Origin of the sequence: Providencia sp. Me31A (genome assembly GCF_050487165.1) — a bacterium.
Classification (GTDB): Bacteria; Pseudomonadota; Gammaproteobacteria; order Enterobacterales; family Enterobacteriaceae; genus Providencia.
Map to the genome: position 1 here is coordinate 102,301 of NZ_JBKQGZ010000014.1, position 21,212 is coordinate 123,512.

The window sequence follows — 21,212 nt, forward strand, 5'->3', positions numbered from 1 at the left end:
TAAAACGCCTTAGTCATCCTTAACATTTCATGAACTGATACACTCATTTGTGTCTGAGTTAAGCAATAAAGGGAAATCTACTTGAACCTTATTTACAAACAATTAGACTTAACTGGAATTAAAGTACCTAATTAGGGGTATTCTTTTTAATTTAATCAACATCCGACTCTTTCTGTACTTAAGGATTACGGCATGTGTCACAACACATGACCATTGATAAGGGATAACCATGACTAAACAGCTTAAAGTTTGGCTCTGCATATTAATAGTTATTGCTCTGGCCGTTAGCATTTATTTCATCAATGCATCAAGCCAATCTAATTCAGCCCAAGCCGGTTACGATTTATATCAACAAGGTGACACCGAGGCTGCTTTCAAACAGTTTCAAAAAACCGCTGATACAGACTCACAATCCGCTTATGCATTAGCCATGATGTATAAAGGTGGAATTGGTACTCCCGCTGATGAGAGTCAAGCACAAAGCTGGTTGGTAAAATCTGCTGCACAAAATAATAAGAATGCACTCTATAACCTTGGTTTTTACCGTTATAACCAAGAAATGCAAGACACCCAAGATGATAAAAATGGCTTGACGTCTCTCATCAAAGCGGCTGATTTAGGCCTACTCGAAGCACAAGTCATGGTGGGCGGTATTTATATGGAAGATAAATACGAAGAAAAGTCACGGAATGTTGAACAAGCCCGTAAATACTTCACTCTTGCGGCAGAACAAGATTCACGACTAGCTAAATTTGCTCTTGGCTACATTGCACATGATTTTGATAAAGATAATAAAAAAGCCGTTGAAATCCTAACGCCATTAGTCAGCAAAGACTTTCCTCTACCTGCAATACTACTTGCATCCATATATGAAGAAGGCGGAAATGGTATTACGCAAAATAAGTTTTTTGCAAAAAGATATGAACGTATATCAATGGCGTCAACTCTTGAATTTATTGCTGATGCAGACCAATTTGAGCCATCTCCATTATCACTTTATGGTTCACTGACATTAGAAGAAAAGCAAAAAATCATCGCCAATCTTGAAACTCGCGCCAGCAACGGCGATGAAACTGCCATGTATATTTTGTATCAAAAGTATATGACAGGTGAAGATGTCCGTAAAAATAAAAATAAAGCCGCTGCTTATTTATATCCTTTAGTGCAAAAGCGCGCGCCTAAGGCACTGTATCTAAATTACCTTGCCGATAAAGATAATATTAAAGATTTAACTGAAGCCGCTGACGCCCAATATCTTGATGCGATGTATGCTGCCTATCGTGTATATTCAGGAAAGACGTTTAACTATGATGTAAAACGCGATGATGCCCGAGCGGATAAATATTTAACGAGTGCCGCGGATATGGGGCACGAGCAAGCGTTAATCACCATTATTGAAAAAACCATTTCCAGCCATCGGTTTCCAAATAAGCAATTGGCTGATATCGTGACAAAATATACATCGATATTAATGGAAAAATACCCAAATTCTCCAGATGCTTTAATTGCCGCCAGCAATGTATATGGTAATGAAGACAGCCCATTATATTCACCAGAGAAATCCTTTGAGGCATTAGAAAAAGCCAATAAAATATCACCCGATTATGATTCGCAAATACAACTCGCCCGCTATTACATTCAAGGCTTTGGCACTAAGCAGAATTTGCCAGAAGCGGTCAAGATATTGAAGAAAGGTTTAGACCAAAGGGGCTATCCATCTACAGCCGATCGCCTGTTAGTTCAATTGTATTACCGCTATGATATCAAAGAATATGTTGATGAAAAAATCATCATTGATATTCTAAAACAGGATGTCATCGAAAGAAAAAACTACGAGTTAGCTCATTTTTATGCTGATTATTTATTACAACAAGATGCAGAAAAAAATCGTAAACTTGCCTTTGAGTTATATGAGCAATCCAGTAAGCAGAACTATAGTGGCTCCGTTTATTATGCGGCAGCGTTATTAAAATATAAGCCTGAAGAAACTAGACGTGCCGTCAACTTGATTGTTGACGTACTGAATTCACCAAATAACAAATCAGAACTGTCGGAAAAAGAAATCAATACCGCCAATAATATTTTATTAAAAGTCGGTTTAACGACCGTACCGGCTAAGAATCTATTAGTTAATTTAGCTCTATTCGAAAATAATACAGAGGCATTAAAACTTATCGAGCAACAAATAGGGGTTGATGCCGATATCACTTACTTATATGGCATTAAAAAACTGTCACAACTTACCCATGTCGATGATATGAGTGATGCAGAGCTAAAACCTTATTACGATACCATTTTAAATGCTGCTGAATTAGGTAGCCAATCAGCTAGCCTCTATATTGCACAGAATTTAGATCGTGTTAATTATTATAATGACCGACCTTACTATAAAGCTCGATTCCAGAGAATTACAGGATTAACGCCAGATGATCTGGTTGCACAATACAAAAAATGTGCGGCACAAAATAGCAATCGTTGCTTATACGAATTAGGTGAAATTTACCAAGAAGGTAAGTATGGGGAAGATGCAAACTATGATACTGCATTAGAATATTATGGAAAAATATCTGACCCTGATTTTAGCTTTTTAAAATCACGCAAAAGAGCGATTGAAAACGCTAAAGCTAAATTTATTAAAATACAGGCAGAAGCAAAACAAAATAACCCAGCCGCACTACGCCAATTAGCTGATGCTTATAAAAATGGTAGCTATGGGCAAAAAGTTGATGAAAAAAAATCGCTGGAATATTTAACGGCTGCTGCAAAATTTAATGACGAGAAAGCTTTAAAAAGACTTGTAGATTATTACAACCAAGACACATTGATTGATACCAATAAAAGTAAAATATTGGGTTATTACGACCAATTAGCCAATATAGGCAGCAAAGACTATACCCGCAAATTAGCTCATCAATACTTAAACGGTAGTCGCCTTGTTGAGCCAAACCGCCAGAAAGCTCGTGAGTATTATATCAAAGCAGGGAGCTGGGGGGATCAGTACATAAAATATATGGATGATTTTGACATCGGCATGAAGATGCAGGGTGAAAGTGCCAATGCTAAATACAAAGTAGGCCGTGCCTATTATTACGGTTATGGAGTCAAAGAGGATAAACTTGAAGGTGTTAAATATCTGAAAATGGCAAGTGATGAGGGTCATGAACTCGCCCTTGGCCTATATACAAAAATCCTGTACATGGGTATACCTAACAAAGATAATCAGTCTTGGTTGCTCGAACCTAATTGGGATCAAGCCATTATTTATTTAAAAAAACACCCAAACCCAAGACGCACTGAAGATTATATCGAAATCTATAATACCATCGTCGTCCCTGCACAAAATGGTGATACCACCGCCTATATAAAACTCGGCGATTGGTATAAAAGATATGGCAGCCCGTTAGCTGCCCGAACTTGGTATCAAAAAAGTATTGATGCCGGTAACTTAGCCGCATACAAACCTCTTGACTTAGTTACTGATAGCGCTCAAGTAAAACGTCAAAATTACCTTGATGGCACCGCAAAAGGCGACCTATTTTCCAAAATACAACTCGCTAAAGACTTCTTGTATGACGGTAACGTTCCAACGGATTCAGCCGACTACAATACGGCTATCCAATATCTACAAGAGGGAATGAAATCGGCAGATAGTAAACTTTCTGGTAATGCATTCAATATGTTAACAGTTTTATATCAAGAAGGAATACGCAACAAAGACAAAAGCCTTAACCGCCCCAAAGATGATAAAAAGTATTTAGCATTACTGCAAAGTGAAGAAGCGAATCGACCAGAAGCTCTGATTCAGCTATATGACTATTACGCAAAAACTGATGAGCCTAAAGCGCTGGAATATTTACAGCGTGCTTATAAGAACGGCGATTTAAATGCGGTAGAAAAACTGTATGAAATCAACTTTCCCAATCAATACTGCACCAATAGACGTACCGCAGATATGGATAAAGCCAGCACTTACCTTAAAGAGTGGTTAGAAAAAAGCAAGTTCGAGAAAAATACAGATCGACGTTATATTAGCGCCGCTGAAAGTTTAAGTAAAAAAATGGGCGATGTTTATTTAAATGGTAAGTGCGATATGCAAAAAGATATCGACAAAGCCATTGAATGGTATCTCATTTCCTTGAATTATCATGATGAGCATGCTTTAAACAGCCTATACAAAGCTTATGTGGCAAAAGGGGATGCAAAACAAGCCTATTACATTGCGCTGCGTTTGAAAAAAAACACAAGCAATATTGAATTATTCGATGAATTATCCGCTAAGGACAAGCAGGATGTCGACCAACGTTTTGCCGATGAGCAAGCATTCCAAAAGTATGGCCGCTTTACACAGGAGATTGAAGAACAACGCGTAAAAGCAGAAGCTGGCGATAAAATGGCTGCGTTCTCATTAGGTATCGCCTATGCTCGGGGCGAAAAAGTCCCTAAAGACACTCAAAAAATGATTTACTACTATGAATTAGCAGGTAAAAATGGCTATCCTCGCGCTTACAACATCTTAGGTAATCTTTACCGTAAGGACAATAAACGCGGTATTGAAAAAGACTTCCCTAAAGCACTTTACTACTTTGATTTAGGTGCGCAACAAAACGACAGTAATACCGCACATTTAGCCGGCGATATGCTCTATTTTGGCCAAGGAATGCCAAAAGACTACGTCAAAGCAGCTAAATACTACGATATGACGGACTTAGAGCAAGGCACCCATCATGCAATGGCAAAATACAAACTGGCCTATATGTATTATAACGGTTGGATTGGAACAAAGAGCAAAGAGGATTTGCAAAGAGCCCATGATTACCTTGAGCTGGGTGCTAAATACCTTGATAAAGACTCAATCAAAGCATTACAAGAGTGGGACTTTACGCTGTTAAATCAATAACTCATGAACAAAAGGCGCTAATGGTTTTTAGCGCCTTTTCAACTAAATAGGGGCTTTACTCACTTTAAAGCCAATTCTTACTAATAACCCACCTAATAGCTCACTTTTCAATAACTGAGGCTCTGAGCCATGATAGCTCGCAATATCTTTGACCAGCGCTAAACCGAGCCCTGCCCCCTCTTTACCCAACGCGTTATTTAAACGCGTAAAAGCCTCCATAGAGCGACTAATTTTCGCATCGGGAATTCCCGGGCCTGAGTCTTCTACTTCTAACGCAAAATGCGCATTGTCACCACTACTCACCACACGTACCGTGACGATACCATTTACTGGGGTATATTTAATGGCATTATCTATTAAGTTCGCACACATCTCTGCCAATAAAATCGGCTCCCCCTTTATCCATGCCATTTCTAACCCCTCATAACCAAGATCAATTCTCTGGCTTTCTGCTTGCGCTAGGCGGGTAAAACAGGTTTGATGAACAATCTCCACTAAGTTAACCGCACGATATTTCGTGATAGCTTCTTTTTCGTGAGCTTTCAAGCGAGACAGCTGCAATAGCCTATCTGTCAGTGTTATTGTAGTATCCAAGGTTTTATCAATCGCTTCTAGACTTTGCTGCCGCTGGCTTTCATCTGCACTATTAATGGCAACCGAAACTTGGGTCTTTAATACAGTTAAAGGCGTTTTTAATTGATGAGATGCATCAGCACTAAAACGCTCCTGTCGCTTAACCATCCGCTTAAGCCGAGAAATATAACGGTTCAATGCTTCAATTAACGGTGATAAATCTGACCAAGGCAGCATATCTGGTAATGGCGTTAAATCATTAGCCGAGCGACCTAACATCAAGTTTGATAATTTTTTCAACGGTGTTAATAACTTGCTCAACAAAATATAGGCAAGTACTAGTGTTAAAAATACCACGGTTCCTTGACTCATCAAGGCGGATACTAATAATTGATTAGCCAGATCTTGCCTCGAATAAATGGTTTCTGCGACGCGTATTTCCACCATACCCGTGATGCCACCTTCGTTAATGGGTTGGAAAAAAGTCGCAACGCGAATCGGTAAACCTTTATATTCAGCATCATAGAAATACACTAATGCCGTATAGTGTTGTGAACGCATCCAATAAGGGGGGACAGGAGGCAGGTCATCATAACCGGATATCGTCTCCCCTAACGGGGAAATGACTTGGTAAAAAATACGGTCATTATTATTTAATTCGAAGCTATCAAGCACCACATAGGGAACGCTGACAGAAAGGTGGCCATTAGCCACTTGAAGCCGTTCTGCCACCGTACGCGCCGACGCTAATAATGTTCGGTCATAAGCAAGATTGGCAGCATTTTTAGCACTGTAGTAATGGGTATATACTGAAAAACTCCCCAACAAAATGAGGGGGATACCGAAAAAGAGCAGCAACTGATGAAAGAGTGAGTGTGGATGAGAGACTAATTTCATACACTACACTGCTCTAATCGGTATCCCAATCCGCGTAAAGTATTGATATTCACATCTGAACCTGCTAGCTTTTTCCTCACTCGGTGAACATACAATTCAATACTTTGTAAACTGGCTTCATCTGACAAAGAAAACACCTGCTCAAATAGTTGCATCTTTGAAACAGGACGGCCCCGTCGATGAAATAAGGTGTTTAACACCGCATATTCTCTCGGTGTCAGCCCTAACGGCTCTTGGCCTAGCAAAAAATACCCTTCTTCATGGTAACAAAGGGAACCAAAGCGTTGAGACTCATTAACTTGCCCTTGACTGCGTCTTAATAGAGCCCGAATACGCGCTTCTAATTCTGCAATATCAAACGGTTTTGTCAGATAATCATCCGCTCCCGCATTCAAACCTTGTACTCGGTCAGCCACATCTGAATTAGCCGTCAATAACAAAACAGGGGTTTCTTGGTGGCGTTTTCGCATTTGAGCCAATACCTCAAGCCCACTCATGCGTGGCAGTGATACATCTAACACGACCAAAGTATAATCTTCCGTTTGTAATAATTGGTCGGCTATCGCACCATCACTCGCAATATCAACCGCAAACCCCGATGATGAGAGCGCCTTTTGTAGCCACAATGACAACTCATCATGATCTTCCACCAGTAAAATTCGCATTCCGTATACTCATTATAATTACTTATTCATATACGTTGACATTCCATTATGTGAATGAAAAGCGATTGAGACCATTTTTACTGTCTCCATCACAACTATAGCTTGCGAAAGAAGTTAACATCTTAAAATTAACATTAAATTAACAATACAAAAAAGTTAAAATACAAAAGAATCTGATATATATCACATAAAAACAATAAAAGTTGTTAATGAAAGGTAAATGAAAGCTTTGCAAGACAATGATGCAATACCAATACAACAATTTGTAAACAGTATGTACCTCTAATTATTGTCTTAGTAAGGATAAAAGAATGAAAAAATTCACAATGAAGACCTTAGCAACAGCAATATTTTTAGTTGGCATCAATCAGGCAAGTGCCCTTCCTGAACGCACAGAGTGTATCGCCCCTGCCAAACCCGGCGGTGGATTCGATTTAACCTGCAAATTAGTCCAAGTTTCCCTGCTTGAAACCAAAGAGATTGAGAAACCAATGCGAGTGACCTATATGCCAGGCGGTATTGGCGCCGTTGCATATAATGCTATCGTCGCACAGCGCCCTGCTGAGCCGGGAACCATTGTTGCTTTTTCAGGAGGTTCATTACTCAACCTCGCACAGGGGAAATTTGGTCGTTATAACGAAAACGATGTTCGTTGGCTTGCCAGTGTAGGCAGTGACTACGGCATGATAGCCGTACGCGCTGACTCACCGTATAAAACGCTGAACGATTTAATGGATACCTTCAAAAAAGACCCAAATAGCATTGTCTTCGGTGCTGGGGGGTCAATTGGTAGCCAAGATTGGATGAAAACGGCTTTACTCGCCAAAGCCATTGATGTCGACCCACGAAAAATGCGCTATGTGGCCTTTGAAGGTGGCGGTGAAACGCTAACGGCTCTATTGGGTAACCATATTCAAGTATTATCTGGCGATATCAGCGAAATGACCCCCTATATCAATGAAGGAAAAATTCGTATTCTTGCCGTCTATGCAGACAAACGCTTAGGTGATGGCTTATCTGATATCCCCACCGCCAAAGAACAAGGCTATGACATTGTTTGGCCGATTATTCGAGGTTTCTATATGGGGCCGAAAGTCTCTGATGCTGACTATAACCAGTGGGTCGAAGCCTTCCAAAAATTACAACAAACCGACGAATTCAAAAAACAACGCGAACTACGTGGCTTGTTTGAATATAACTTAACGGGGCAAGAACTCGATAACTATGTGAAAAAAGAAATCGAGCAATATCGTGAGCAAGCCCGTGCATTTGGCTTAGCCAAATAACGGAGCAAACAATGAGCCAACGCATATTTGCCATAATCTGGCTAATACTGTGTGCTATCGGAATCTATATTGGCTGGGGCATACAAAGTGAGTTTTCCTATGAACCACTGGGCCCCCGCCCTTTTCCGGTCGCCATACTCTCCTTAATGGCTATTTGTGCCCTTGCTCTGTTGTTTGGTAAGCAAGAAGCCGTTGAGTGGCCAAAACCTTATGTATTACGCCGCTTGCTATTATTAATTATTTCCTTAGTCATTTATGCATGGGCTTTTGAATGGCTAGGGTTCCCACTTGCCACAAGCTTACTGACCATCAGCATTGCCTTATTATTTGGTGCGACGCCCATCGCTGCCATCATTTCTGGGCCTGTCCTTGGCATCTTTTTATTCTATGCCTTTGATAACTTGCTTGATGTTACCTTGCCAATTGGCAGCTTGTTTAATTAAGGAGCAGCATCATGGAAACGTGGATGTATCTTTCACAAGGTTTTGAGGTGGCACTTGTCCCTCAAAATATCTTGATTGCCTTAATTGGCTGCTTTATCGGCACTATAGTGGGAATGTTACCGGGTCTTGGTCCTATCAATGGTGTAGCCATCTTATTACCTCTCGCCTTTGCCCTGAAATTACCCGCGGAGTCTGCCTTGATCTTGCTAGCTACAGTTTATTTAGGCTGTGAATATGGGGGGCGGATTTCATCTATTTTACTTAATGTCCCCGGCGATGCCGCTGCAATTATGACCACGCTAGATGGTTATCCTATGGCAAAACAAGGCAAAGGCGGAGTTGCCCTTTCGATTTCGGCAGTCAGTTCGTTTATCGGCTCAACCATTGCTATTTTGGGAATTATTTTATTTGCCCCTTTATTAGCGCAGTGGTCACTGGCTTTTGGGCCTGCCGAATATTTTGCACTGATGGTTTTTGCTATCGCCTGTCTTGGCAGTATGATGAGTCAAAATCCTGTCAAATCATTACTTGCCGCATTAATCGGCTTGTCACTGGCGACGGTCGGTGTTGACGCCAACTCAGGGGAATATCGTTTTACCTTTGACAGTGTTCATTTGTCTGATGGCATACAATTTATTGTTGTCGTTATTGGCCTGTTTTCTGTCAGTGAAATTTTATTGATGTTAGAAGGAACAGCGACCGGTCAAGGGTTGATCCGCAAAACAGGGAGAATGCTGTTTAACCGTAAAGAAGCCAAAGCGTGTGCAGGCCCTGCATTACGCTCTTCATTTATAGGTTTCTTTGTTGGGGTATTACCCGGAGCAGGTGCCACCATTGCCAGCGCCATTACCTATATGACTGAAAAGAAAATCAGTGGCGAAAAAGGCGATTTCGGTCATGGCGATGTTCGAGGGGTTGCAGCACCTGAAGCGGCTAATAATGCCTCCGCCTGTGGCTCATTTATTCCTATGCTAACCTTGGGAGTGCCCGGCTCAGGGACAACCGCCGTGATGATGGGGGCGCTTACCCTGTATAACATCACTCCGGGACCGGGGATGTTCACTGAACAACCCGATATTGTGTGGGGGTTAATTGCCGCACTACTTATCGCCAACGTGGTTTTGTTGATCATGAATATCCCATTAATTGGTCTGTTCACTCGAATGTTAACAGTGCCGCTGTGGTTCTTAGTTCCTGCTATCGCCTGTGTTTCCGCTGTGGGTGTCTATGCGGTTCATAGCACCACCTTTGATTTGCTGTTGATGATGGGACTTGGGGTATTTGGCTTTATTCTGCGCAAAATGAATTTCCCTTTGTCTCCGCTAATTTTAGGTTTTGTCCTTGGTGAAATGTTAGAGCAAAACTTACGTCGTTCATTGTCCATCAGTAACGGCAACTTCGATATTCTTTGGAGCAGCACCATTTCCCAAAGCTTACTCGCCCTTGCAGTGGCCGTACTGGTACTGCCGCCAATCATAAAACGTATTCGTAAACGCAAACAGGCCTCGGTCGCATAAACCAAACCCTGTTCATACCCTCTCTGTAAAACTTTGCCCCAGTGAGATTTCGGGGCATTTTTTTGCTATCAAGACAGAGTGAATTTTGTATAGCTCAGTAAAACAACGTTTTTATTAGGAGTCCCTTCTTCACCACAAATAGGTTTTGAGTGTAAAATAGGGGTTGAGCTTGGCTTCTTTTGAACATTTCCATGTAATGGAAATGGGATTTCGATATTACGTATTTTGCAGACCATCCCACTGAATTTACCGCGAATATAGTGAGATAATGCCTTACCGATAATTTTAAGATCCTGCCTCCAAATCCCCACATGAAATCTTGTTATACTCATATTAGTCCCTCGTGAAAATGCAGTTTGGGCTAATATCATGGCACTATTTTTACTCAGAGAATTGAATAAAGTGATTATTTATTCCTCGGCCATTAATTCAAACTTAAATTAAAACTACTTAATCAGACAATGACGATATATCGAATAACTTCAAACAATTATCCTATTCATCTTATTGATTAAAATGATAACGCCATGCTTGATAGATTACTTTTTGTTCTTTTTAATATTCACCCTAAACCACTACCCTACTCTCGCACTATCGATATCCTAGGTGACCGCTATGCAGTCCACAGCCAACACCCTGTAGAAATCACCGAAAAGGAAAGTGGGTATATACAAATTAAGTCATTTGGCAGAATGTATCTTTACTGTGGGAAAATGCTGCATTTGAGTGTGCGAAAAAATACCACCCTTATCACTATTGGTTGGGTGAAAGATAAAAGCCAAATTTTTGAAGTCCGTAAAAATTATCAAGAAGCCTCTCAGAGAGCGCACTCTGCCTCTTATAACTCAGGCTATGTTCCAACGAGTTATGCAGATACCAGTCATCATGATACCCCTCGCTCTAGTAGTGTTTTTTGTTCAAGTGACAATTCAAGCTCTGATTGTTCATCATCCTTTTCGGGAGGAGATGGCGGAGGAGGAGATGGCGGTGGGGATTAAAATGTAAAAAAGCGAGAACTAAAGTCCTCGCTTTTCATCGAGATAGCAGCACAATTACGCTTTAAACTTGCTCATCACTAATGTGGCATTAGTACCACCAAAACCAAAGCTGTTAGACATCACTGTCTCTAGCGCTTGTTCCGTTGGTTTAGTGACAATATTCAAGCCAGCGGCTTTCTCATCTAAATTCTCAACGTTAATGCTTGGCGCAATAAAGCCGTGTTCTAACATCAGTAAGCTATAAATCGCTTCATGCACACCCGCAGCACCTAATGAGTGTCCACTCATCGCTTTAGTTGCTGAAATCGCTGGAGAGTTGCTACCGAACACTTCTTGGATAGCTTCTAACTCTTTCGTATCACCTACTGGCGTTGACGTACCGTGTGTATTGATGTAATCAATTTTATCGACACCTTGCATCGCCATTTGCATACAACGAACTGCCCCCTCACCTGAAGGAGCTACCATGTCTGCGCCGTCAGATGTTGCACCATAACCCACAACTTCAGCGTAGATATGAGCACCGCGAGCAAGTGCATGCTCTAATTCTTCAACAACCACGATGCCACCGCCACCTGCAATAACGAAGCCATCACGGTCTTTATCATAAGTCCTTGATGCCTTATCTGGCGTTTCATTGTATTTAGTCGACAATGCGCCCATTGCATCAAACTCACAGGTCATTTCCCAGCTCAGCTCTTCGCCACCACCTGCGAAAACCACATCTTGTTTGCCTAATTGGATCAATTCAACAGCATGACCAATACAGTGTGCAGATGTAGAACACGCCGAGCTGATTGAATAGTTAACCCCTTTGATTTTGAAAGGTGTTGCTAAACACGCAGAAATACCCGATGCCATTGCACGTGTGACCATATAGGGGCCAACACCACGCAACCCTTTCGCACGCATACCGTCAGAGCCGGCCACTTGGTTACGCGGAGAACCGCCACCTGAACCCACCACAATACCCGTACGTAAGTTTGAAACCTGTTCTTCTGTTAACCCCGAATCAGCAATTGCTTGTTCCATAGATAAATAAGCATATGCGGAGCAATCACTCATGAAACGAAAAATTTTACGGTCAATTAAGTCTTTTGGATCTAAGTTTTTGACATTACCCCAGACATGGCTACGTAGCCCTGCCTCTTTGAACTCTTCTGAGAAAGTGATCCCGGAACGACCTTCCTTCAAAGAAGCCAGTACTTCTTTCTGGTTATTACCAAGGCTGGAAACAATACCTAGACCAGTGATGACTGCACGCTTCATTCGTTACCTCATGTCTATAATTTTATGATTACGGGATTACAGGCGTCACTTTAGCTTACACTTGTACGCTGAACAAGTCCGATCAGGGTAAATTTTTGTATTTTTTTCTTTATGTCCACAATAAGACTTTTTTATGACAGTAGCCTTGCAACGATATCGGCGCTAAAATTCAATGATTATTTGGTAATAATAGGCTTTATTGTGAAAAAGAGCGTTGTTCAAACCGCACACCTAAGTTGGAATGCCGAAGGCACACCGATGTCCGAACAATTTGCAGACATCTATTTTTCTAACCAAAATGGCTTAGCAGAAACCCGACATGTCTTTTTGCAAGGAAATCATTTTCCTGAGCGTTTTTCTAATCACCCATATAAAACCTGTGTGATTGCCGAAACAGGTTTTGGTACAGGATTGAATTTTCTCGCATTGTGGCAATCATTTAAGCAGTTTAAAGCGCAGAACCCCCATGCCAAATTACAACAATTACATTTTATTAGCTTTGAAAAATATCCGTTATCAAAACCTGATTTAATTGCAGCTCATCGCTGCTGGCCTGAACTTGCTGAGCTATCAGAAGCGCTTTGTGATAGCTGGCCTCCCGCATTATCAGGTAACCAGCGCATTATCTTAGAAAATGGTACTGTGATACTCGATTTATGGTTTGGTGATGTTAATGAGCAAATATCACTGCTTAAAGACAATTTAAACAATAAGATAGATGCATGGTTTTTAGATGGATTCGCGCCATCAAAAAACCCACAAATGTGGAGCGAACACTTGTTCGCTGTAATGGCTAAACTTGCCCGAGTCAATGGCACTTTTTCTACCTTCACAGTCGCAGGATTTGTTAAAAGAGGTTTACAACAAGCGGGTTTCACCATTAAAAAAGTTAAAGGCTTTGGCCAAAAACGTGAAATGCTTACAGGTATAATAACTAGCAAAACAAATGAAATCTTAATGCCGTGGTTTGCTCGAAAAAAGGCGGATGACCCAACGGATATTGCGATTATTGGCGGTGGGTTAGCCAGTTTAACGGCTGCGTATACCCTCCATAATCGCGGTGCCAAAGTCACCTTGTATTGTAAAGACTCTCAAGTGGCGCAAAATGCTTCTGGCAACCGCCAAGGTGCAATTTATCCGCTGCTTACTGGTCGTAATGACTCCCTTGAACGTTTTTTTATCAGCGCATTTCCTTTCGCCTCACGCTTTTATCACCAGTTGGCAAAACAGGGACTTAAATTTGATGGGCAATGGTGTGGTGTCAGCCAGCTTGCTTATAACGATAAAGTCGCACACAAAATAGCGAGCATGTTAACAACCGAATGGCCTGAAGATTTTGCTATCGCAAAAAATCGCCAGCAACTGAGTAATATTTGTGGCGTCGATGTTAATCATGGAGGGATTCACTATGCGTCAGGGGGATGGCTCTGCCCTGCTCAGTTATGTGAAAGTTTACAACTCTACTTGCAACAACAAGGTGTTGAGTTCCGTTTTGACCATGATGTGAATGAATTAAAACAAGATGGTGCCAACTGGCAGTTAGTGATGAATACCCCAACACAAACCCAATTAACATCCATTCACTCAACCGTTATTATTGCAAATGGCCATAAACTACGTCAATTTTCCCAAACCGTTAATTTGCCTATTTCCCCCGTTAGAGGACAAGTTAGTCATATTCCGACCAATACCACGCTACAACGATTAAAAAATGTCCTGTGCTTTGAAGGCTATTTAACCCCAGCAGATGCGTCTGGTGAGCAACACTGCTTAGGTGCGAGCTATCAACGGGAGCACCTCGACCTTGATTATAGTGAAGAAGAGCAGAGAGGAAATCGCCAAAAGCTGATTGATAATTTACCGGATGTCGCTTGGCCTAAAGAGATTGATATTTCGCAAAAACGTTCACGGCAAGGCATCCGCTGCGTGATCCGCGACCATTTCCCATTACTGGGCAATGTGCCTAATTATGAAAAACATCTGGAAGCCTATCATGATTTACCCGCTAAGATAGCAAAACATCAATCTATTGAGCCAGCTCCCGTTTACCCAAATTTATTCATTTTTGGTGCATTAGGCTCAAGGGGCTTATCAACAGCACCACTGTGTGCTGAGCTACTTGCCGCACACATTTTTGGCCAACCACTGCCATTAGATGACGAAACCCTTGGGGAGCTGAGCCCTAACCGTTTTTGGGTTAGAAAGCTCATTATGGGTCGTCCTGTGAAAATCCCCTATTAGCTCTAACAGTAAACCGCCTATCATTCATTGACTGGCGGTTTAGGCTAATGGAAAAATCATCGCACAACGATCTTGCGCTGCAAATCCAGCGTCCACCTCAGCTTGCAATGCCGCTTTTAATTCGAGGGATAGCTTATCATCTTCAATAATATTAAAGCCTAAGTACTGATAATAAGGAGCATTCCACGAAACATCACGAAAAGTCGTGAGTGTGACCGCGCTCATTTTCATGGCCAATGCCGCTGCAAATACTTGCTTAATTAGCTGTTTACCAACCCCTTTTCCTTGCCAATTTTGACACACGGAGAGTTCACAAATATATAAACTTCCCTCATGCTTCTCAGTGTTAATAAATCCAATAGGTTCATTTTTATCATTAACAGCTATCCATTCAAGCTGCTGATGAATAAAAGCAAGATGATCTTGCACTGTCTGGCCATCTCCCTCCGCTATCCAATGGTATTTAGGATTATCCACGAATTTCATCGCTGCGGACGCTTCAATGGCAGGAAGGTATTGGGCATCATCGGGAAGAGCTAATCGAATGGTATACATAGTTTGAGATCTGTAAGTTGGCAATGAATAAACAGCGAAAACGAAGGGCTAAAGCGGGTTTCCCCGCCTCTGATTATAAAATGCCTGATTAAATCGCGTTATTGAGTAATTTTTTCCACATATCTAAGACCAATACTTGATCTGGTGGCGTCAATTCACCTGCTTTAATGGCTGTTTGAATACTTTCTTCAACACGTTGATACAACGCATCAGAGCTAGTTAGATTTTCGACTTCCAGCTCCGCCACAGCAAGGGTTAAGTGACCACGCAAATAGCCACCAGCGAATAACTCATCATCGCTTGCGTGTTCAACCATATCATCAATTTTTGTCAGTATGCGTGTTTCTAAATCCGCAAGCATGCTTAATCCTTACTGTAGTATGTTTTCATTAGGCAAAAATATCTTCCGGGTACGGAAAATCTTCTGCACAAAGCGGGGGCGTATTGTAAAACGATTGTAACGCATTAATAAAGCGTAATGGACGCTCAGGGATGCCATTTTGTAAATAAACCATTACTTGTGCGTGAACTTTGCGCATAAATGCAATGCGATCAGGCTCAAAGTCCCCTTCTAAGTTATCGCAACTCACGTTGAATGGAATACCTACAGCAACACAGAATAGCCAGTCTAATGCTTGAGGTTTTATTTCAACCACTTCAAATTCACACTGCGTTTTTTCATCACGGCCATCTGGGCAATACCAGTAACCATAATCTACCTGTTGACGCCTCGCTTCCCCAGCAATACACCAGTGTGAAATTTCATGTAAGCCACTGGTAAAAAAACCATGAGCAAAAACAATGCGATGGTATGGATTTGATTCATCTGCGGGTAAATAAATGGGCTCATCGTCCCCTTTTACCAATTTGGTGTTATAGCTTTCACCAAAGCATTTATCAAAAATATCGATTAGATCCTGATAATTATATTTACTCATGAATAATTTAAATCATCTTAAAATAATGAGAGAAACCAAGCTTTAATCACATCACCGTGGCTATCATGGAGTAACTTAATACTCATTAATAACGAAATAACCACAATCATCGGCCTGATCAGTTTTTGTCCTTTGGTTAATACCAAACGCGCCCCTAAACGTGCGCCAGCCATTTGACCGATAAGCATAACAAGGCCTAGCACCCAAAGAACATGACCTCCGATAATAAAGAACACTAAAGAACCAAAATTGGAAGCAAAATTGAGAAGTTTAGCGTGGGCGGTAGCTTTAGCGAGGTTATATCCAAGTAATAATACGTAGCCCAATGCCAAAAAAGAACCTGTACCTGGGCCAAATACTCCATCATAAAAACCGAGAGTCATCCCAATTGCCACACCAAAAAATGGCATGCTAATACGCTGCTGACGATCTTGAGCCCCAATTGATGGTGTCAATAAAAAATATAAGCCTACACAGATAACGAGCGCTGGCAATAATTGCTTTAAGAACGCCGTATCAATCAGTTGAATAACGATGGCACCTAACATTGAGCCAATCATTGTCATAATGAACGGAAATATTTGTTCCCGTAAATCTATCGTTTTACGCCTAACAAAATAAAGGGTAGAAGAAAATGAGCCACCAAGGGCTTGCAGTTTATTTGTCGCTAAGGCTTCCACAGGGGTAATCCCCACAGATAATAAGGCGGGGATCGTTAATAACCCACCGCCTCCCGCTATAGAATCAATAAACCCTGCAAATAACGCAACAAAGAAGAGTACAGCATAAACTTCAGGTGCAACGGTGGTCAGCCAGTCCATTTGTCAATCCAATGATGAGAAATATCATAATGTTGATATGTAATATATCGCAAAGTGATTCCGCGATATCACAGCCTAGATGAGGTATTTTAGCAGGCTTCACCCAAACCTTTACAACTGACAGAGTGACCAAATTGGTCACTCGTGCATTAAAACATAAAGCTTCATTCCCCAAATAATTCAAGTTGCCGGTAGGCGACGATAGACGAGAGCATTGATAAACTATTTAACTCGATGAGCGTTACGTCGTCATCCGCCTGCAACTTGAAAAATTACGGGTATTAGTCAAATGCTTGCATCGTAGGGATCACATCCGCACATTGACCACGATGACGTAAGTAATGATCCATTAAAACAATCGCCATCATGGCTTCTGCAATTGGCACAGCGCGGATACCCACACAAGGGTCATGACGACCTTTGGTTACCATTTCCACTTCTTCACCATCACGATTTAGCGTCTTACCTGAAACCGTAATACTTGAGGTAGGCTTTAAGGCAATATGTGCAATAATTGGCTGGCTACTGCTAATGCCACCTAAAATTCCCCCTGCATGGTTTGATGTAAAACCATTTTGGGTAATTTCATCACGGTTTTCACTGCCTTTTAGCGCAACTACGCCAAACCCATCACCAATTTCAACACCTTTAACCGCGTTGATGCTCATGAGTGCGTGAGCAAGAGAGGCGTCTAAACGGTCAAATACGGGCTCCCCTAGACCTGCAGGGACGTGCTCAGCCACAACGGTAATTTTCGCCCCAATTGAATCGCCTTCTTTTTTTAAACCCCGTAATAATTCGTCCAGCGCATCTAATTGATTTGGGTCTGGGCAAAAGAACGGGTTTTCTTCAACAATTGACCAATCTTGAATTTCACAAACGACCGAGCCCATTTGTGTTAAACAACCACGAATTTGAATACCTAGCTTTTCTTGCAAATACTTTTTCGCAATCGCCCCAGCGGCAACACGCATTGCTGTTTCACGCGCAGAAGAGCGCCCTCCACCACGATAATCACGTAAACCGTATTTTTGCTCATAGGTATAATCCGCGTGCCCCGGCCTGAACACATCTTTAATTGCACCGTAATCCTGTGAGCGCTGATCGGTATTTTCGATTAATAACCCAATACTGGTACCCGTTGTCACACCATTAAACACACCAGATAAGATTTTAACTTGATCAGGTTCACGACGTGCTGTGGTGTAACGTGATGTCCCCGGACGGCGCCGGTCTAAATCTTTTTGTAAATCAGCTTCTGTTAGTGCTAACCCTGGGGGAACCCCATCGATAATGCAACCTAATGCAACCCCATGTGACTCACCAAATGTGGTGACACGGAACAGTTGCCCAATTGAATTTCCTGCCATTGGCGTTTCCTATTCTAAACCGTACTTGTGTGACCAAAACGTATGCTGTTCATTGTTGTGCGGTTAATCGTTATCTAATTATTATTGATTACATGATTATGCGAAATCACGCAACCTTTGATTAATCGATATAAAGCTCAAAATGCGCATGATGTTCAACTAATTGCTCACGGGTTAACATAAACACACCATCACCGCCATATTCAAAATCCAGCCAAATGAATGGAATTTCAGGATATTGTTCAATTAAGTGCACCATGCTATTACCCACTTCGCACACCAATATCCCTTCATCTGTTAAAAATTGTGGGGCATTAGCTAAAATACGGCGAACGAGTTTTAAACCATCACTCCCCGCAGCCAATGCTAATTCAGGCTCGACACGGAATTCTTCTGGTAAATCGTCCATATCTTCCGCATCCACATACGGAGGATTAGTGACAATTAAATCGTATTTCACCGCTGGCATGTCCCTAAATAAATCAGAACGGATGGGGACCACACGATGCTCTAAACCATGATTAGCTATATTTTGTTCAGCTACCGCGAGCACATCTGCCGAAATGTCGACCGCATCCACTTCCGCGTCAGGGAATTCGTACGCACAAGCAATCGCAATACAACCGCTTCCGGTACATAAATCTAAGATAGTTTGCGGCTCATCCGCTAATAACCCAACGAAATGGTTATTAATTAATTCACCAATTGGTGAACGAGGGATCAACACTCGCTCATCCACATAAAATTCATGACCACAAAACCAAGAACGGTTCGTCAGATAAGCAACAGGAATACGCTCATTAATGCGACGTAAAACGCGTTCAATGATGCGGTGGCGTTCTGTCGGGGTCAGGCGAGATGTTAATAGCTCATCGGGGAGATCTAGAGGCAAATACAGTGTTGGCAACACTAATTGCAGCGCCTCATCCCACGGGTTATCGGTACCGTGGCCATAATACACATTGGCAGCATTAAAACGACTCATCGTCCAACGTAAAATATCCTGAATGGTATGAAGTTCTGCAACAGCTTCATCAACGAAGATCTTTTCCAAGAAGGGGTTCTCCAGCCTGTATTTTGAAAGGGAATATTGAATGGCTAAAGTTTGCCACGAAGTGAGAGACAAATCAGCAGATTAATGCAATAAAATAACCAACAAAGTGCCCAAGCCGTACCTTTTGATTCGCATTTGATGTAAAAATGCCCTTTAAACAGCTAAAGGGCATAAATGAAGACACCAAAATAATCAAAGAAGAATGGAGAAATTAACCTTCATTCTGAACAAACCCTTCGTTTTCCTTTGCTGGCTTTTTAACCCATACCGCATAAGCAATTGCCAATAGCGCCAACCAAGCAATGCCGACATACAGTGCAATTCTGGTACTTTCAAAATAACCAAGCACACCAAAAATAAACACCATAAAAGCAATGGCTAAGATAGGCGCGACAGGCCACATAGGCACAGGGAATTTCAGTTTACTGATTTCCTCTGGCGACATTTTCTTGCGCATCGCAAACTGAGCCAATAAGATCATCAACCATACCCAAATCGTCGCAAAAGTAGCGATAGAGGCGATGATAATAAATACATCTTCAGGGATAACGTAATTGAGTACCACCCCCACCAATAATACCAACACCATTACAAGTACCGTCATCCACGGCACCCCATTTTTAGTCAATTTAGTGAACGCTTTCGGTGCTTGTCCTTCATGAGCCATACCATACATCATGCGTCCTGCGCCAAAAATATCACTGTTAATGGCCGAAATTGCTGCGGTGATCACCACAATGTTCAAGATATTAGCTGCTGATTGTATTCCTAAGCTGTCAAAAATTTGTACAAAAGGGCTACCTTGCTGACCAATTTGGTTCCACGGGTATATACACATCAAGACAAACAACGTCAGGACATAAAAAAGTAAAATTCGAATAGGAACCGCATTAATGGCTCTAGGTATGGTAACTTCTGGGTTTTTGGCCTCACTTGCGGTAATACCAATGACCTCAATGCCACCAAAGGCGAACATGACCACAGCAAAAGAGGCTATCAGCCCACCAATACCATTTGGCATAAACCCATCATGGATAAATAAGTTAGAAACCCCAACCGCATGATCCGCAGCTTGACCAAAGCCGAACATCATGATTGCGGCACCACCTACAATCATGGCGATGATGGCAACAACTTTAATAATTGATAACCAAAACTCCATTTCACCAAAAGTTTTCACATGGCATAGGTTAATAGCCCCAATAAAGAAAATAATGCTCAGTACCCATATCCATTGGGCAACCTCAGGGAACCAAAGCTTCATATACACGCCAAATGCGGTGACGTCTGCAAGGCAAACAATCACCATTTCAAACACATAGGTCCAACCTGCAAAAAAACCTGCTCGTGCTCCTAAGTAATGGCTTGCATATTGTGAAAATGACCCTGCAAGTGGACGATGTACGGCCATTTCGCCCAATGCCCGCATGACCATAAAAACAGCCGCTCCGCCGATAATATAAGCAAGTAAAACCGCAGGACCTGCCGTTTCTATCGCTTTTGCTGATCCATAAAACAAACCTGTACCAATCGCTGAACCTAAAGCCATAAATCGGATATGGCGCGCAGAAAGCCCACGCGCAAGATGTGATGTGCTTTGCATGATTTATCCTTCGTATTATTTTATTAGTCGTGCAGATAAATACTTCAGGTGACCGATACATTGCCAGTCACCTTTTATTTGCTTG

17 protein-coding genes are annotated in these 21,212 nt (G+C 41.8%); 6 read left to right on the forward strand and 11 right to left on the reverse strand.

The annotated features are described in order from the left end of the window. Nucleotides 1–229 precede the first annotated feature (229 nt). A complete protein-coding gene (locus tag ACLPIE_RS13220; RefSeq protein WP_430262266.1) occupies nucleotides 230–4,897 on the forward strand; it encodes a tetratricopeptide repeat protein in 4,668 nt (1,555 codons plus the stop codon). Between the two features lie 42 nt (nucleotides 4,898–4,939). On the opposite strand, the gene ACLPIE_RS13225 is transcribed toward ACLPIE_RS13220, so the two are convergent. Next, on the reverse strand, nucleotides 4,940–6,367 hold the full coding sequence (locus tag ACLPIE_RS13225; RefSeq protein WP_430262267.1) for a sensor histidine kinase: 1,428 nt from the start codon (nucleotides 6,365–6,367) through the stop codon (nucleotides 4,940–4,942). Next, nucleotides 6,364–7,032, reverse strand: a complete 669-nt coding sequence (gene tctD / locus ACLPIE_RS13230) for a transcriptional regulator TctD (RefSeq protein WP_430262268.1) — start codon at nucleotides 7,030–7,032, stop codon at nucleotides 6,364–6,366. The genes ACLPIE_RS13225 and tctD overlap by 4 nt, the downstream gene beginning before the upstream one ends. Before the next feature lie 311 nt (nucleotides 7,033–7,343). Between tctD and ACLPIE_RS13235 the strand changes: the two genes are divergently transcribed. From ACLPIE_RS13235 to ACLPIE_RS13245, 3 genes are read left to right on the forward strand one after another with little or no spacing between them, the layout of a single operon-like run. After that, the gene (locus tag ACLPIE_RS13235; RefSeq protein WP_430262269.1) at nucleotides 7,344–8,318 is read left to right on the forward strand and encodes a Bug family tripartite tricarboxylate transporter substrate binding protein; all 975 of its coding nucleotides are present in this window, start codon (nucleotides 7,344–7,346) and stop codon (nucleotides 8,316–8,318) included. A gap of 11 nt (nucleotides 8,319–8,329) precedes the next feature. Continuing rightward, nucleotides 8,330–8,761, forward strand: a complete 432-nt coding sequence (locus ACLPIE_RS13240; protein WP_430262270.1) for a tripartite tricarboxylate transporter TctB family protein — start codon at nucleotides 8,330–8,332, stop codon at nucleotides 8,759–8,761. Between the two features lie 11 nt (nucleotides 8,762–8,772). Then, a complete protein-coding gene (locus ACLPIE_RS13245; protein ID WP_430262271.1) occupies nucleotides 8,773–10,278 on the forward strand; it encodes a tripartite tricarboxylate transporter permease in 1,506 nt (501 codons plus the stop codon). Nucleotides 10,279–10,346: 68 nt separating this feature from the next. Here the strand turns inward: ACLPIE_RS13245 and ACLPIE_RS13250 are convergent, their stop codons facing one another. Then, nucleotides 10,347–10,610 (reverse strand): hypothetical protein, encoded by a 264-nt coding sequence (locus ACLPIE_RS13250; protein ID WP_430262272.1) that lies wholly within the window; start codon nucleotides 10,608–10,610, stop codon nucleotides 10,347–10,349. Nucleotides 10,611–10,805: 195 nt separating this feature from the next. On the opposite strand from ACLPIE_RS13250, the gene ACLPIE_RS13255 reads away from it, so the two are divergent. Continuing rightward, entirely contained in the window at nucleotides 10,806–11,276 is a 471-nt protein-coding gene (locus ACLPIE_RS13255) for a hypothetical protein (RefSeq protein ID WP_430262273.1), read from the forward strand. A gap of 54 nt (nucleotides 11,277–11,330) precedes the next feature. On the opposite strand, the gene fabB is transcribed toward ACLPIE_RS13255, so the two are convergent. Next, nucleotides 11,331–12,545 (reverse strand): beta-ketoacyl-ACP synthase I, encoded by a 1,215-nt coding sequence (gene fabB / locus ACLPIE_RS13260; RefSeq protein ID WP_430262274.1) that lies wholly within the window; start codon nucleotides 12,543–12,545, stop codon nucleotides 11,331–11,333. A gap of 201 nt (nucleotides 12,546–12,746) precedes the next feature. Here fabB and mnmC point away from each other — a divergent pair, with 201 nt between their 5' ends. Next, complete coding sequence (gene mnmC / locus ACLPIE_RS13265) at nucleotides 12,747–14,786, forward strand: bifunctional tRNA (5-methylaminomethyl-2-thiouridine)(34)-methyltransferase MnmD/FAD-dependent 5-carboxymethylaminomethyl-2-thiouridine(34) oxidoreductase MnmC (RefSeq protein WP_430262275.1); 2,040 nt, start codon at nucleotides 12,747–12,749, stop codon at nucleotides 14,784–14,786. Nucleotides 14,787–14,825: 39 nt separating this feature from the next. Here the strand turns inward: mnmC and ACLPIE_RS13270 are convergent, their stop codons facing one another. The 7 genes from ACLPIE_RS13270 to ACLPIE_RS13300 form a co-directional block, all read right to left on the reverse strand. Then, complete coding sequence (locus ACLPIE_RS13270) at nucleotides 14,826–15,341, reverse strand: GNAT family N-acetyltransferase (RefSeq protein ID WP_430262276.1); 516 nt, start codon at nucleotides 15,339–15,341, stop codon at nucleotides 14,826–14,828. 88 nt (nucleotides 15,342–15,429) lie between these two features. After that, nucleotides 15,430–15,702: a YfcL family protein gene (locus tag ACLPIE_RS13275; protein ID WP_430262277.1), complete on the reverse strand. Its 273-nt coding sequence runs from the start codon at nucleotides 15,700–15,702 to the stop codon at nucleotides 15,430–15,432. Nucleotides 15,703–15,730: 28 nt separating this feature from the next. Then, on the reverse strand, nucleotides 15,731–16,279 hold the full coding sequence (locus ACLPIE_RS13280; RefSeq protein ID WP_430262278.1) for an elongation factor P hydroxylase: 549 nt from the start codon (nucleotides 16,277–16,279) through the stop codon (nucleotides 15,731–15,733). Nucleotides 16,280–16,296: 17 nt separating this feature from the next. Beyond that, the gene (locus ACLPIE_RS13285) at nucleotides 16,297–17,100 is read right to left on the reverse strand and encodes a TSUP family transporter (protein WP_430262279.1); all 804 of its coding nucleotides are present in this window, start codon (nucleotides 17,098–17,100) and stop codon (nucleotides 16,297–16,299) included. A gap of 281 nt (nucleotides 17,101–17,381) precedes the next feature. Next, nucleotides 17,382–18,470 (reverse strand): chorismate synthase, encoded by a 1,089-nt coding sequence (aroC, locus tag ACLPIE_RS13290; RefSeq protein WP_430262280.1) that lies wholly within the window; start codon nucleotides 18,468–18,470, stop codon nucleotides 17,382–17,384. 121 nt (nucleotides 18,471–18,591) lie between these two features. After that, nucleotides 18,592–19,524, reverse strand: coding sequence for a 50S ribosomal protein L3 N(5)-glutamine methyltransferase (gene prmB, locus ACLPIE_RS13295; RefSeq protein ID WP_430262281.1), 933 nt, complete (start codon nucleotides 19,522–19,524; stop codon nucleotides 18,592–18,594). Between the two features lie 211 nt (nucleotides 19,525–19,735). Continuing rightward, nucleotides 19,736–21,127 (reverse strand): amino acid permease, encoded by a 1,392-nt coding sequence (locus tag ACLPIE_RS13300; RefSeq protein ID WP_430262282.1) that lies wholly within the window; start codon nucleotides 21,125–21,127, stop codon nucleotides 19,736–19,738. Nucleotides 21,128–21,212: the final 85 nt, after the last annotated feature.

What these genes read in the sequence shown, in the direction of transcription:
- ACLPIE_RS13220 (WP_430262266.1), top strand. Translation starts at nt 230, where the DNA reads ATGACTAAACAGCTTAAAGTTTGGCTCTGCATATTAATAGTTATTGCT.
- ACLPIE_RS13225 (WP_430262267.1), bottom strand. Translation starts at nt 6,367, where the DNA reads ATGAAATTAGTCTCTCATCCACACTCACTCTTTCATCAGTTGCTGCTC.
- tctD (WP_430262268.1), bottom strand. Translation starts at nt 7,032, where the DNA reads ATGCGAATTTTACTGGTGGAAGATCATGATGAGTTGTCATTGTGGCTA.
- ACLPIE_RS13235 (WP_430262269.1), top strand. Translation starts at nt 7,344, where the DNA reads ATGAAAAAATTCACAATGAAGACCTTAGCAACAGCAATATTTTTAGTT.
- ACLPIE_RS13240 (WP_430262270.1), top strand. Translation starts at nt 8,330, where the DNA reads ATGAGCCAACGCATATTTGCCATAATCTGGCTAATACTGTGTGCTATC.
- ACLPIE_RS13245 (WP_430262271.1), top strand. Translation starts at nt 8,773, where the DNA reads ATGGAAACGTGGATGTATCTTTCACAAGGTTTTGAGGTGGCACTTGTC.
- ACLPIE_RS13250 (WP_430262272.1), bottom strand. Translation starts at nt 10,610, where the DNA reads ATGAGTATAACAAGATTTCATGTGGGGATTTGGAGGCAGGATCTTAAA.
- ACLPIE_RS13255 (WP_430262273.1), top strand. Translation starts at nt 10,806, where the DNA reads ATGCTTGATAGATTACTTTTTGTTCTTTTTAATATTCACCCTAAACCA.
- fabB (WP_430262274.1), bottom strand. Translation starts at nt 12,545, where the DNA reads ATGAAGCGTGCAGTCATCACTGGTCTAGGTATTGTTTCCAGCCTTGGT.
- ACLPIE_RS13270 (WP_430262276.1), bottom strand. Translation starts at nt 15,341, where the DNA reads ATGTATACCATTCGATTAGCTCTTCCCGATGATGCCCAATACCTTCCT.
- ACLPIE_RS13275 (WP_430262277.1), bottom strand. Translation starts at nt 15,702, where the DNA reads ATGCTTGCGGATTTAGAAACACGCATACTGACAAAAATTGATGATATG.
- ACLPIE_RS13280 (WP_430262278.1), bottom strand. Translation starts at nt 16,279, where the DNA reads ATGAGTAAATATAATTATCAGGATCTAATCGATATTTTTGATAAATGC.
- ACLPIE_RS13285 (WP_430262279.1), bottom strand. Translation starts at nt 17,100, where the DNA reads ATGGACTGGCTGACCACCGTTGCACCTGAAGTTTATGCTGTACTCTTC.
- aroC (WP_430262280.1), bottom strand. Translation starts at nt 18,470, where the DNA reads ATGGCAGGAAATTCAATTGGGCAACTGTTCCGTGTCACCACATTTGGT.
- ACLPIE_RS13300 (WP_430262282.1), bottom strand. Translation starts at nt 21,127, where the DNA reads ATGCAAAGCACATCACATCTTGCGCGTGGGCTTTCTGCGCGCCATATC.